This is a genomic window from Thioclava kandeliae, from assembly GCF_040297545.1.
Lineage (GTDB): Bacteria > Pseudomonadota > Alphaproteobacteria > Rhodobacterales > Rhodobacteraceae > Thioclava > Thioclava kandeliae.
Window position 1 is genome coordinate 1 of sequence record NZ_JAYWLC010000042.1, and the last position, 13,335, is coordinate 13,335.

General features: G+C 48.8%; 11 protein-coding genes and 2 pseudogenes. 5 read left to right on the forward strand and 8 right to left on the reverse strand.

Annotated features, from left to right (window positions below; translation table 11 throughout):
* The coding region (locus tag VSX56_RS19785) for a transposase (protein WP_350938335.1) at positions 1–334 on the forward strand (334 nt) is incomplete at its 5' end.
* Between the two features lie 67 nt (positions 335–401).
* Here VSX56_RS19785 and VSX56_RS19790 read toward each other — a convergent pair.
* Positions 402–814, reverse strand: a pseudogene (locus VSX56_RS19790) (IS110 family transposase); the annotation flags it as partial.
* A gap of 137 nt (positions 815–951) precedes the next feature.
* On the opposite strand from VSX56_RS19790, the pseudogene VSX56_RS19795 reads away from it, so the two are divergent.
* Positions 952–1,245 (forward strand): annotated as a pseudogene (locus VSX56_RS19795) (integrase core domain-containing protein); the annotation flags it as partial.
* Positions 1,246–1,262: 17 nt separating this feature from the next.
* On the opposite strand, the gene VSX56_RS19800 reads toward VSX56_RS19795, so the two are convergent.
* Positions 1,263–1,859 carry a hypothetical protein gene (locus tag VSX56_RS19800; protein ID WP_350939278.1) on the reverse strand — a complete coding sequence of 199 codons (597 nt, stop codon included), beginning with the start codon at positions 1,857–1,859 and terminating at the stop codon, positions 1,263–1,265.
* A gap of 503 nt (positions 1,860–2,362) precedes the next feature.
* A complete protein-coding gene (locus VSX56_RS19805) occupies positions 2,363–2,788 on the reverse strand; it encodes a hypothetical protein (protein WP_350939279.1) in 426 nt (141 codons plus the stop codon).
* A 438-nt stretch (positions 2,789–3,226) separates the two neighbouring features.
* On the opposite strand from VSX56_RS19805, the gene VSX56_RS19810 reads away from it, so the two are divergent.
* Positions 3,227–3,649 carry a hypothetical protein gene (locus VSX56_RS19810; protein ID WP_350939280.1) on the forward strand — a complete coding sequence of 141 codons (423 nt, stop codon included), beginning with the start codon at positions 3,227–3,229 and terminating at the stop codon, positions 3,647–3,649.
* A gap of 1,675 nt (positions 3,650–5,324) precedes the next feature.
* Here VSX56_RS19810 and VSX56_RS19815 read toward each other — a convergent pair.
* The 4 genes from VSX56_RS19815 to VSX56_RS19830 form a co-directional block, all read right to left on the reverse strand.
* The gene (locus tag VSX56_RS19815) at positions 5,325–6,719 is read right to left on the reverse strand and encodes a phosphomannomutase (protein WP_350939281.1); all 1,395 of its coding nucleotides are present in this window, start codon (positions 6,717–6,719) and stop codon (positions 5,325–5,327) included.
* An 11-nt stretch (positions 6,720–6,730) separates the two neighbouring features.
* Positions 6,731–7,897: a nucleotide sugar dehydrogenase gene (locus VSX56_RS19820; protein ID WP_350939282.1), complete on the reverse strand. Its 1,167-nt coding sequence runs from the start codon at positions 7,895–7,897 to the stop codon at positions 6,731–6,733.
* 3 nt (positions 7,898–7,900) lie between these two features.
* A complete protein-coding gene (locus VSX56_RS19825) occupies positions 7,901–9,370 on the reverse strand; it encodes a mannose-1-phosphate guanylyltransferase/mannose-6-phosphate isomerase (RefSeq protein ID WP_350939283.1) in 1,470 nt (489 codons plus the stop codon).
* Between the two features lie 204 nt (positions 9,371–9,574).
* Positions 9,575–10,105, reverse strand: coding sequence for a VPLPA-CTERM sorting domain-containing protein (locus VSX56_RS19830; protein ID WP_350939284.1), 531 nt, complete (start codon positions 10,103–10,105; stop codon positions 9,575–9,577).
* 374 nt (positions 10,106–10,479) lie between these two features.
* Here VSX56_RS19830 and VSX56_RS19835 point away from each other — a divergent pair, with 374 nt between their 5' ends.
* Together VSX56_RS19835 and VSX56_RS19840 are read left to right on the forward strand one after the other, a co-directional pair.
* On the forward strand, positions 10,480–11,769 hold the full coding sequence (locus tag VSX56_RS19835) for a choice-of-anchor L domain-containing protein (protein ID WP_350939285.1): 1,290 nt from the start codon (positions 10,480–10,482) through the stop codon (positions 11,767–11,769).
* 88 nt (positions 11,770–11,857) lie between these two features.
* Complete coding sequence (locus VSX56_RS19840; RefSeq protein ID WP_350939286.1) at positions 11,858–12,499, forward strand: peptidoglycan-binding domain-containing protein; 642 nt, start codon at positions 11,858–11,860, stop codon at positions 12,497–12,499.
* Positions 12,500–13,001: 502 nt separating this feature from the next.
* Here the strand turns inward: VSX56_RS19840 and VSX56_RS19845 are convergent.
* A partial coding sequence (locus tag VSX56_RS19845) for a transposase (RefSeq protein WP_350938335.1) occupies positions 13,002–13,335 on the reverse strand: 334 nt, incomplete at its 5' end.

The window sequence follows — 13,335 nt, forward strand, 5'->3', positions numbered from 1 at the left end:
CGCTGATCAGATGCGTCCGAAACTGCCAAAGCTGGCGACCCTCATGGACGGCGCCGAGGAGGATGTGCTGGCCTACATGACCTTTCCCCAGCAGCATCGAACGAAGCTACACAGCACAAATCCGATTGAGCGCCTAAACGGCGAGATCAAGCGCCGTACGGACGTGGTCGGGATCTTTCCTAATGAGGCTTCGATCCGCCGCCTCGTTGGGGCCATCCTGATGGAGCAGACCGAGGAATGGACCGTCCAGCGCGGTCGATACATGACACTGGAAACGCTGGCGCCAATCTGCGATGATGTCGTGGTCAGCTTGCCTGCAGCGCAGCGCGACTGATCAGCTCGGCCCGCCAGTCAGCACGAGGCCCGCTATGAGCTACACCATCAGTTGGGACACGATCGCTGAGAAGCGGGTCGTGATAGAACTGCTCATTCCCGATCTGCATCATGTGCAGGATGACTTGCGCGTCTTTCGGGTCATTTTTATCCCAGCTGTTGTTGAGGGCCTCTCGAGTCCTCGCCAAGGCCACAGAAGACACAAGTTTGACCTCGAAACCGGCAATGCCAAGCCTGTAAGCCAGAGCGCGGTGGTAATTGCCGCCAAGCCCATGGTTTGGCCCTCGAAAGCGACCCGAACAGGTAGGCCATAGACTGTCAAAGTAGCAATTAGACGATCAAAGTCTTCCTGCCGATTGAGAACCGTCAATCTTCGGCGGCGCGTTTTACCCGGAATGGCGATCAAAACCTCATGGCGCGACTTGGCGATGTCGATTGCCGCAAAAACAGCCATCGTCTGTGTAATACTGATCGTGGTCATAGTCGGTCTCCCTTGTGGTGTGGTTCGTACAAACCACTGTAGGGACCTGACGACGGCTATGCTCACCTGGCTCGCGCAATTTGGGGGCTGCGCAGGCAATCATAGCCTCTCCAGCCGATGCATTCCGAAGGTGTTACGGCCCTGAATTCATTGCCACCAAACTGCGCAACTGGATCGAGGTGGTGGGGGCTAAAACGGCCTATATCGAGCCGGGTTCGCCCTGGGAGAATGGGTATGTGGAGAGCTTGAATGCTAGGCTTCGCGACGAATTGCTTGATGGGGAGGTGTTTTATTCGCTTAAAGAAGCCCAGATCCTGATCGAACGCTGGCGCCAGCATTACAACACGGTGCGCCCGCATAGCTCTTTGGGATATCGCCCACCAGCACCCGAAAGTATCGTGCCCGTAGACCAAAGGCCCACGATGCACTAATTTTTAAACTGGACCACTCAAGTGGGGCAGACCATTCGCTTCCGACTGAATAATGTTACTATTCCAGCCAAGCTGGAAAGCAGCAAAAGAAAAGAGCTAGGTAAGGGGATGGGAGAAATCGTATTATCCGATACGAGGAACGCGTAGTTTGTGTATGTCGAGCCATTTGCTGCATCATTTACGTAGGCAGAAGCAGGGTTACTCATGTTGCCAGTAATGCTTTGCAAATCGACTAAGCTTTCATCGAAATAATAGCCATTAACTAGCTTTTGTTGTAAATCTTGCGGCAGTATTTGACCGCCTTTCACGCCAAGAACGCTATACCAAGCCATGAAATTGATTTCGTCAGCGTTATTGCTCACCGTCGAAGTCACATAGTCTTCAGGATTACCACCAAATAAGTAGGCGGCGGCTTCAGTACCGCTATATGCAGTCCACTGAGAAAGCCAGTGATAACCAGACCCGACTTCCCATGAACCTACGTAGGTGTAAGTCGCTGCATTTGCCTGCACGCATGGAAATAGGCCGCCGAACACAGCACCAAGCAACACGGACTTTAAGCGCATCTGATTCCTCACTCTCACGATATGTTGAGTATCAAGATAGTGCGTCATATCATCAATTTATTTCAATATTTTTGAAGCTAATAAACGTACTAAATATCGCTTGGTGCGGTTTGCACACATTCAAAAAGCAGGCTTAGTATGGTCCGTCAGATTGCTGTGTGGATTTGCTCTGTTTAAGTTATAAGCTGACTGTGCTCGTCACTGAAAGAGAGTATTAGGGTTGTGAACCGGATTGGAGGATCTAGCTTACGCTATTGTGGCGACTTCTTCCTCAAGTCTGCAGATACTACCCCTAAAGACATTTTCTCAAAATTCATCCACTCAATAGTGCGTTTCGATGCGAAGCAAAAGTCTCCTTGGTCAGTGTACATAGTCGCTAATAGCAACCACGATTTCATCGTAAGAATAAAGACCGGTCCAAGCGGCTGGGACACCATCGGTGTCGATTAGAACAGAGAATCCTGGCCACTCAAGCACACGAACACCGCAATATTCGTGTTCAGTTGGTGGCATAGAATGGGTAATTAGTGAAATCATATTCAGCTATAGTCTCAAGAGTTTTGGGAGTATTGAATAAAGTTCAAAGCAGACGTCTCACTCGAAGAATACAAGGCTTCTTCTTCTTTACTATCATCCAAGTTCTCATAAAAATTTTCTTTTAATATCTTTTCGGCAACTTCGTTGGAAATCTTTTCATATTCCTCCATATTATCGCTCTGGATGGCAGCACGAAGATTGTGGAAAAGAGAATTTAACCCCGTACTGCTTACCTTATCCCCCGATATTTCAGTTATTAGCCTCAATAATACTTCTTCATTAAAATCTGGTCTTCGCATTATCTCGATGATTTCATCAGATATGAGTTGGTCAAACTCATATCTATCAAGAACAGACATTGCTCTGATAGTGTTTAAGTATCCAGATGAACCCTCTAGTTGAGTGGATACCAGAATCGAAGAGTACGAAGAATTTTTCATCTCTTTCCTAACGCCATGATTTTTATTATAAAAATAATGAAATTGCTAAATTATATACAGCTTTAGGATAGAGTGCTACTAAAGGTTGAGTTTTGCAATACATTTATGCTTAAGGGCGTGTCCGTGCGTAAAGACAGTTATAGGTTTCAATCGGCACAGAAGTTTTCTATATGGAAGAAAATTTTTTCTCAAACTCCGAATTATAATATGTAACTAGTATTATTACTGACTAATAATATTAGTTACATATATTCATTATAGTTCTGTATGGTGTTTTTAGTGCGATAATGTCCCGATATGGCTTCAGGTGTTTTATTATTCTGCTGATGTTGCTTTTTCACTAGTACCATTTTAGATAATGGTTCAATGTTTTCTGATGAGTGTTTTTTTAAGTGAAACTGTGAGTTGTGGCCTATTTCTTAGTATTTGGAGGTATAAATGAACAAGCTCAAGACTAAGGTGAAATCAGGGGATTTACGCGTTCTTATCGCGGATCCTGATAATGCTTTTAGGGGATCCTTACTCGATAGCTTACAGGCTCATTCTTGGAACGCGACTGGTTGCTCTGATGGACAATCAGTAGTCAAGTTGTTAGAAGAAGAACCTGGGTCATACCTATTGTATCTATGTCTCGATATGCCTGATGCGGGAAGCGCGGCATGTTTGGATCATCTGTCACGCTTGCAGGTCGATCTACATTTAAGATTTCTTACTAACGGGCCATGCGCCGATAGTATTGCTGCGCGTATGATGGCTGAAGCGCGTGATCTAAAAGTTCGAAGGACGATCTACAAGCCTATTTCACCAAATGACTTTCAGAGAATAGTGGCGTCTGATGCTCAAGAATATGCGGGTAAGTAATAAGCGGTAATCCGCAGCAATTCAGAATATATATTAATAAGATTTAGTCTTTAAAATGGCTTTTTTTGCTAAGTTGCCCCTCTGCTTAGTGTCGGTAAGAGTCTGCCGCTGGGTACATGCCTATCGCTGAAAACTAGCCAATCTCGGCTGCGATATCTAAACTAGATGAAATCCCGCCTCAGGTGGTAAGATAATACCATAAAGGGCCGGGCACGCTGTAAGCTGACGACGATCCGCTAGCCATCCACTAGGCCGCGTTAAGATCGAATACGCTCTTCGTGCCAATTTAAGTTGACGACACACAAAGAACGTTTAATGCCTTCCACATTTTAAAGTAGCTGCCCATCCAGTACTGACCTAAGTCCTTGATGTACTTCGTCGGTGCCTCGTGGAGTACGGCTGGGTTCTACCATTAGAAATAAAGCATCCCCTGCGCCTAGACTCTCTTGTGTAGGCAAGCAACCAAAGCAGCCGATCGAAACTGACTTATATGTCAGTGAGAGCGTTGTTGGTGAATGCATTTCTACAACGATCGAGCTTTCTGAAGTGAACCTCTGTCACCGATATGTCTATTGAGATCGAAAAATCGTAAAATATCAGTTGTGTCCAAAAGAAACGTAATATGCACCCAGTAATCCGAAAATAATAATTGCGAAACCAATGACCCACGAAGGGCCATCAGGTGAACAATGTGCCATAGCGTAGCCGATATTTACACTGTCATCAGGGATTTGGCATGATTTCATGACAAAACTCTCCGTCAATAATTATATCAGTCGCGCACGGGCTCCTAAGCTAAAGTCATAGCTTTGCATTAGATGAGTGCAGCGAAAAATATATTGGTTTTCTATTATGTAATTGGCAGTTATTGGGGATTTTCCTCAAAAAACCGCGCCGAGAATCGTTAATAACCTAACGTATTTTATCAGAATATAGGTTTGTTGTGGATCTGTTTTTCATCTCAGAGCTGTGAAAGTTAACTTATAGTTAAATTCCATGACTATCCTGTGGTGAATTAGCATCAGTCTCGGTCGTATGATCCTATTAGAATGGGTCCGTTGCACGGGTTTTGATAGATAGGGTTCATCAGTAAAGTGTAGTTTCCAAGATGATCTGAGGACATGATCGGATTTCTTCCAAGGTTATGCTGAGAAGAATCCAGGCCCATATATTCGTCGGATAGCTGTCATTCTGCTGGTCTTGCCTCACCGAAGTGGTCCACCTTTTGGGATAGCTTATCCCGTATGATGGAGGACTACTTTGATGACAGGCAAACGCGAAAAGCCGGAATATATCGTTATAAAGCTGCGTCACGTCGAAATCCTGCAACGTTAGAGCTCAAAGCTAGACAGACGTGGGGCGTTGAATCGATATGATTAATAGAGCTACTATCGACGGCTACGCGAATTCAGCGGAGTAAATTGAGTTCGGCTCGAACGGCCGAATAACTTAGAGCCAGCCGAAAACCGCGCATTGGACGCATCGCATCTGATCTGATGCGCGGACAGCTGATCTTGACCTAAGCGGCTAGGAAAAACTACTGAGCCCTTTGAGCTCTGGATATATTCAGCAATATCTCGATATTTGTGAATGCTGAGGCCATCAGACTTAGGTCTCGAACAGTCTCTCTTTCAGGAGTGAATTATACCCAATATATACCCGTCGCCTATTGCTTTTACGCGATAGATTGATTCACTCTCTGCATAATCCGTGAGACAAGGTTCCTCGCCCGTTCCAAATTCGCAGCTTGCGCATAAACACGGAATTCTGGTGCGTTGCCCGAGGGGCGCAAATGAATTACTTCACCGGATTCCAAGTTCATTCGTAGCCCGTCCGTCAGATCAATTGTTTGAATGAAGCCCTCTAAAGAAAGAAAATCTTGGCGAACTTCAGCGTTATTTATTAATCCTTCTAGGAACTTGGACGCCTTTATCCGATCAATGTTCTGAAGGCGGTCTGCAGCCGTAAAGCAAGGGGGGAGCTGCTGAACCAGTTCTGCCAAATTTATTCCCTTTTCTCTTGCAGCAACTAATGGCGACAGAATTGGAAGTAGGCTATCGCGTGTCTTTAGAGGGGTTATTACTGATCGGTGCGAAGTCGAAAAACCTAGAATAAATCCACCATTCGCCTCGAAACCCGCCACTTTCGTCGTTCGATTAGCATTTAAAGCTTCTTCCATGGCCGCAATTACGTAAGGTGAGCCAATTTTCGTAAGTTTGACATCAATAAATTCCCGAATGTTACGTACCATATCGTTAGATGATACGGGGGTACAGATAACCTCTGCGCCCACATAACGGGCCGTAATCACGCCTAGGACGTCACCAGGCACCACTTTGCCTTCTGCATCAGCGACCATCGGTCGATCGGCATCGCCATCAGTTGAAACGATTGCATCAAGTTTATATTGGGAACACCACTTAGCTAGCTGTGCCCTTGTTTCGGGGTCAACCGCTTCAGTGTCGACAGGAATGAAGGTATCGGAATGCGCGAGGGATACTACGTCAGCTCCAAGTCCACGTAGAATATCTTCTAAAACGTCACGAGCGACTGAAGAATGGCGATAGACCCCAATCCTAAATCCAGCAAGTGCATCGCTTCCAAATGAGTTTACATAACGTTGATTATAGAGTGCTTTTACATCGGGCGCTGGCCGTGCAGTTCCTGCAGGCTTCGCGGGCATCTCATCTGCCTCGTAAGCCGCCTTGATTTTCGATTCATCTGCTTTGGAAATCTCGCCCGACGGAATGTAAAATTTTAGTCCGTTACGGTCTGCGGGAATATGGCTGCCGGTAACCATCACGGCCCCACATCCCGCCTCCATCGCTACCATCGCTAATGCAGGCGTGGGCTGGGCGCCACAATCAATCGTATCAATCCCGGCCGCTTGTGCTGCCGCTATAACCGCTTCTGCAATATCTGGAGACGACGGACGCAGATCACGCCCGACGAAGAGCGCGCTACCTTGAGGGCAAGACGCGAGATACGCCCTGACATAACGATCAACCAAATCGGGCGTTAACTCGGTGACTAGGCCACGCAACCCCGAAGTTCCAAAAGCAGGTGCCATGAAGTCCGTCCTTAATCTGCGTGGAAGAGATCGCGGGTGAAAATTTTTGCTTCAACATCCGCAATGTCATCGGTCACTCGATTGGCAACGATTACATCTGCTTCTGCTTTGAATGCCTCAAGATCGTTGACTACACGCGAACGGAAGAATTCCGGTTCGTCCAATACAGGTTCATAGACAATGACTTCGACGCCTTTAGCCTTCAGGCGCTTCATAATGCCTTGGATCGAAGATTGACGGAAGTTATCCGAACCTGCTTTCATGACCAAGCGATAAATGCCCACGACTTTTGGTCCGCGCATGAGGATCTGATCGCTCAAGAAATCTTTCCTTGTGCGGTTGGCATCGACAATGGCGCGAATGAGATTTTGAGGCACATGATTATAGTTGGCCAAAAGCTGCTTTGTGTCTTTCGGGAGGCAATAACCGCCGTACCCGAAGGACGGGTTGTTATAATGGCTACCGATGCGCGGATCGAGGCCAATGCCTTCGATGATCTGGCGGCTATCCATGCCCCCTGCCATGGCATAGCTATCGAGTTCGTTGAAATAGGCCACGCGCATTGCAAGATATGTATTGGCGAAGAGCTTGATCGCCTCGGCTTCGGTGGGACCGGTAAACATCACAGGCGCGTCTTTCTTGATCGCCCCTTGTAAAAGGAGCTCAGCAAATATCCGTGCCCGCTCACTCTTCTCGCCAACAATGATGCGGGAGGGGTAGAGATTATCGTGCAGGGCGCGACCCTCGCGCAGAAATTCGGGCGAGAAGATTACTTGTGTAGTATCGAGTTCATCGCGGATATCCTGCACGTAACCGACAGGAATGGTCGATTTGACCACAATAGTCGCCTTTGTATTGACGGCAATAACCTGTTTGATCACCGAGTTGACCGAAGAGGTATCGAAATAATTCGATTTTGTATCGTAGTTAGTTGGGGTCGCGACGATCACATAGTCCGCCCCTTCATATGCAGGCCCCGCCTCGGTTGTGGCGACTAGATCAAGGTCTTTAGTTGTCAGATATTCTTCGAGTTCGCGATCCTCGATAGGTGATTTCCCGGCATTGACGAGATCCACTCGTCGTTTGTCGACATCAACGGCCACTACTGCATTATTTTGAGCCAGTAGCACGGCATTTGAGAGGCCAACATAACCCAGACCAGCGACAACAATCTTCATTTCTTATCCCTTTGCGCCCTGACCGCGGGCGTAAACGTCCTCATAGCGCACAATGTCATCTTCGCCGACATAGGACCCAGTTTGTACCTCGATCAGAACCATTGGCATACGACCCGGGTTTTCCATTCGGTGAATTGCGCCGAGCGGGATGTAGACGGACTCGTTTTCTGTGACCAGTCGAACTTCGTCATCCACAGTAACCCGCGCGGTACCTTCGACCACAATCCAATGTTCCGAACGATGGAAATGGGATTGCAATGAAAGGGCCGCGCCAGGATGGACGTGGATCCGCTTCACTTGGAAACGATTGCCCACGACGAGGCTTTCAAACCAACCCCACGGGCGATGATCCTTAGGGAAATGGGTCGCCTGTGCAGATTTTTTGGCTTTAAGAGCATCAACGGCTTTCTTTACGTCCTGCGCGCGGCTCATGTCGGCAACCAACACCGCGTCGTTCATCGCGATAGCCATGACATTTTTAAGCCCGATGCCTACGAGTTCCAGCCGCTCGCTTTCAGAACGCAGAAGGCTATCTTCGCAATCGATAGCTGTTGCCGCTCCAGAGAGCCCTACCCCGGTCACATCACGTCGCCCTTCGCGCCAAACAGCATCCCAACCACCTAGATCCGACCAGCCCGCCGAGAAGGGAACCACCGAAAGATTAGAAGCTTTTTCCATGACTGCATAATCAATAGAAATGTCGGCTGTCTTAGACCAAGGTTCAGGCGCAAGTCGCAAGAATCCTAAATCAACCTGCGCCTGTGCAACTGCTGTCGATACCGGTGGTAATAAATCAGGGGCATGGATCTCGAAAGCAGCAATAATATCGGTAGCGCGGAACAGAAAGATTCCGGCATTCCAAAGGAAATTACCGGCAGCCAGCATCTCTGTTGCGCGCGTCGCATCGGGTTTCTCGACAAAACGCTTGAGGGTGACAGGCGTAGTTCCTGCTGGTTCGCTTGCGAGTTCCAGATATCCGTAGCCTGTCTCGGGGCGATCTGGCGTAATGCCAAATGTAACCAGATGGCCTTGCGCTACGGCCTCCAGACCCGCCACTATCGCCGAGTGGAATGCAGCGGCATCAGGGATTACGTGATCAGAAGGAGATACCAGCAGAATAGCATCTGGATCGCTGGCCTGAGCATGTAATGCCGCAGCCAGAATTGCGGGGCCCGTATTACGCCCGTCGGGTTCGATCAGGATCGCTCCGGGGTCAATCCCAGCACCTGCTAATTGTTCAGTTACAATGAAGCGAAAGTCGGAATTTGTTAGCACCATGGGCGCAAGAAATTGCACGTCACTCGCTGCACCCCCAGTCATTCGAAGCGCAGAAGCTTGGAAAAGCGTCTGATCGCTCACAAGAGGGACGAATTGTTTGGGATAAGACTTGCGCGACAATGGCCACAGCCGCGTACCGGATCCACCTGCGAGAATAACGGGCGTAATGGAGCGAGGCACGGTGTTCGAGTTCATGAGCTGACCTTCATTGAAATGCACCTGCGTAGAAAACTCTGATCAACGGGAAATGTCCAACCTTGATAATCAAATATGGTCAGAAAAATTTCCCATTTTACATCGCGATACGTGATTATAAGAATAATAGCCGAAGCGTTCTGCCTCGACTATTATGAAATTGCCAAGAATGCACTTCTTGCTTTTGACTATATCGCTGATGCTTTAGGCCGCTTTACGACGTTTGCGCAGCGACAGACCACCCAAACCAGCCATGCCGCCCATCAGGAGTAAGGCCGAAGCGGGAAGCGGCACTGCCGGAAGATTATTGGCGTCCGGAGCCATTGCGTAAAGAGTTCCCGCAATGGAAACGCTATTTAGCACACCATCAGTAAGCGATAGGGTGAATGGGCCAGATGCAAAGTAGGATGAAACAAGGCCCGAAGCGCTATCCGGACCAGTAGAAGTGTTGATCGTATAATTCGCAAACGTTTGCGGCTCCTGCCCCGGCAGGTAATAAGTGATGTCAGCAATGTCGTCCGCGTCACCAGATGCACCGAGAGAGATATCGACCAAAAGAGTTTCGCCAAGCGTATCGAAGTCGAAAGTCAATGTTTCACCTGGGTTAAGCACGCCCGTGAAAGCATATTTGCCGCCATCAGCGATATCGACCGTGGCAGCGGACGCTGCGTGCGTCCCCACGGCGAAAGCAGAGGCGATCGCTGCCGTTGCTACGAGAGATTTAAGTGCATTCATTGTAGAAACCTTTCTAGCCCGGATTTACCGAGAGATTGATGGGCTGCACGTATTTCCGGCATTGTCGAAACCGTGCGTAAACCAAACGCCTCGACCATCAATTTGTTTCAAAGTTTTTTTACCCAGCGCGACGGAAAATCGTTAAAAGCACGTTAACAATCGATATTTTTTTTGCTTACCGAATTTCGGCGTCGATACCTTTTATCCATAAGGTTGAATTTCAAATTATGTTAAAAACCATAAGTGTAAATCATCCCAAAAATTCGGCGAAACCCAACTAATTAAATATTGATTAAAATCTCTTATACCGACTAAGTTACCTAGGGTCACTACAAGCCTAACAATCCGTTTTCATTGCAACCGAGGTAGGTCACATGACACTTCGACTGTTTTCGTGCACGGCGCTCCTCAGCCTTGCACCAATTTACGCTTCTGCGCTTACAATCACTCTGACCGAAAACGCTGACATTCTAGCGGATACGCTTTTCCTAAATGCCTCTGATACCGTAATTACCGGGAGCGCATTGCTGAGCTCAGGCTCTCAAGTTGCCACCTATAGCAATACATCCGGCACCTATGGCCTTCCGGTGACAGGTATCGCGCTCTCAAGTGGAAACGTTGCGAATTACGGAGACGAATATACCGGAGAGGGTTCAACCCCATCTGGAGCCAGCGCAACCGCTGCTCAAAATGCACTCCTTACACCCATTACCGGCCAAGCTAATCATTACGATGTTGCGCAGCTAACCATTGACTTCATACCAACAGTCTCGTTGATGACATTTTTTGCCACCTTCGGCTCGATGGAATGGCCAACTTATGTGGGCAGCAGTTTTATCGACGGTTTTGGACTCTATGTAAACGGAGTCAACGTGGCTGGTGCAGTAGCGACCGGTGGGACCGCTACTCAAGCAATCAACATAAACCATCCCGATATGACATCTGTGGCAGGAACTTCTTTAAACGGAATTCTGGCACCTAATGCTAATCCGGTTTTGCAGTTCGATGTTCCGGTCGTTATCGGCGAGGTCAATACATTTGATATCATTCTGGCTGACGCTTCAGATTCTGTATTAGATACAACCGTTTACCTTAGCAGCTTCGTTTCAACCGAGAGCCCGAGTGAAAATGGCACTGGCCAGAATGAATTCTCGCCTTTCTTGCCAAGCAATCCTCCAGACCCCGAAACTAGCGAATATGTCATCACCCTCCCAGTGCCGCCCGAAGAGAATGTCACATTCTGGATCGATCCCCCTATCGCCGTAGGTTATGTATACGAAGTCAGCGAAGGCGTTTTTTCGACACTGACCATGCCCTCTTTGGCTACGGTTCCTGATACAGATGGTTATACACTGACCATCAATGGCTTGGATTACGCCATCCTGCCGTCTCAAACGCTTGATCTGTTTGCACTGGGTCTGACAGATGTCACTAGCTTTACATTATCAGGGATTGATCCCACTCTAATGCTGGACCCCGATAATGCTTCCGCCTTCCCGTTGGGCGTATCGCTCGCGTCCCTCACTGGCAGTGAAGTTAGTTTTACAATGACACCTGTCACTGTCGACTACAATCTTTCCGCCGTGCCGTTACCTGCGAGCCTCCCGCTGTTGTTGTGCGGCTTAGCCGGCCTGCAACTGATACGTCGCCGGAAACACTCGTAATCGCCTAAAAACGTCCGGCGTTGTGCCTCACGAGTGCAACGCCGGCGCCTCATATGAATGCGACAGTTTTGAAAGAAGCCAATAATTTATGACACACGCATCGCTTAATACGAACCGTCTTCTAGGTTGTAATTATCGCTTTAGCGCGGCACTAGCGATCTGTCTGGGGTTTATGTGCTCTTCCACAGCAAAAGCCGCTGATACTAATGGAAACTTTGCCTTTAAAGGCGCAGGTGGGCAGACATGCGGCGCGTATCAGCAAGCTTGGGACGGCCAATCGCGTGATCTTTTACTTTATGGCGGCTGGGTGGAGGGGTATCTCACCGCATTCAACCAATTCCGTCCCGGTACATTTGATATAACCCCCTGGCAAACAACCCAAACCGTTTTAGGCATGATGAAATCTGTCTGCGATCAGAGTTCTTCTGACCGTCCATTCTCGCAAGCGCTCTGGCAATTATTGCAAGTTTTGCAGCCTGATCGTCTCACATCGCAGTCGACAGCTGCTATTTTGACCGAAGGCAATCATCAGACTGCTATCTATATGGCGCTGCTTCCCAAAATTCGCGAGCGTCTGGCTTCGGCAGGTCATGATCCGGGCACAATTGAATCTGCTCAATTTGCTCAAAGCCTGTCCAGCTCTGTAAAAGCCTATCAAACGGACGAAGGTCTGGCTCATACTGGCATACTAGATCAACAAACTCTTTTTAAGCTCTTACAAAGCCAATGAGGCATGCCCCACTCAAAGTAGCTCAATTCCTGGGAGACCATTTCCGGACATCTAGCACCCATCACCATAGTCAAAGCGTTATCGCCGTGCAGACACTCCGACTGACCAGCCTCAGCCCTCAGCGGGCTTGACCAGTTTGAGACTGGGTACGGCATCGGTAGGACGGCCTTTCTAAGAGATTTACGTCAAAGAATACAGGCTAGAGCAGGAGGAATTGGCTAGACCTTTCTTCTGCAATCAGGCGACACAAACCTATGCACCATTCCCTGTAGGCTCATGCGATGACTTCGGCCCCGGCCACCCCCCCCGCGGGAGGGAGGATATCCATTATGGCATGGGACCTGAGACGCGGCCCATATCTTTCTTGACTGCCCGAGATGTTTAGGCTGATCTAACCACGAATGCCATTGAGGCCTTGCACTCGAAAACCGGCGCACCGATCGTGTCCCAACTGATGGTGTAGCTCATAGCGGGCCTCGTGCTGACTGGCGGGCCGAGCTGATCAGTCGCGCTGCGCTGCAGGCAAGCTGACCACGACATCATCGCAGATTGGCGCCAGCGTTTCCAGTGTCATGTATCGACCGCGCTGGACGGTCCATTCCTCGGTCTGCTCCATCAGGATGGCCCCAACGAGGCGGCGGATCGAAGCCTCATTAGGAAAGATCCCGACCACGTCCGTACGGCGCTTGATCTCGCCGTTTAGGCGCTCAATCGGATTTGTGCTGTGTAGCTTCGTTCGATGCTGCTGGGGAAAGGTCATGTAGGCCAGCACATCCTCCTCGGCGCCGTCCATGAGGGTCGCCAGCTTTGGCAGTTTCGGACGCATCTGATCAGCG